The organism is Psychroserpens mesophilus, assembly GCF_050617655.1.
Taxonomy (GTDB): domain Bacteria; phylum Bacteroidota; class Bacteroidia; order Flavobacteriales; family Flavobacteriaceae; genus Psychroserpens; species Psychroserpens mesophilus_A.
On sequence record NZ_JBODQC010000507.1, the window covers coordinates 1 to 236 of the forward strand.

General features: G+C 50.0%; 1 pseudogene. It reads right to left on the reverse strand.

Going from position 1 to position 236, the window contains the following annotated elements:
• Window positions 1-129 (reverse strand): annotated as a pseudogene (locus ACRHNM_RS18185) (ribonuclease III); the annotation flags it as partial.
• Window positions 130-236 lie beyond the last annotated feature (107 nt).

A 236-nucleotide genomic window follows, 5' to 3' on the forward strand; every position in this document is an offset into this window, starting at 1 on the left:
CCGGTGGAGGAATGCGCGCTTATAAACCTCCAGGCTTTTCGGCTTGAACCCCAGGATCCGGCTGATCCCCAAAAAAAAATCCCCATCCTCCTTAGGATGGGAATTAAAGATGTTGCCGGGAAATGTCATACGGGGTTCAGCTTATTTTCTTGAACAATACGCAGGCATTGTGCCCGCCAAACCCGAAGGTGTTGCTCATTGCCACCTGCACATCCCGTTTTTGTGCTTTGTTGAGT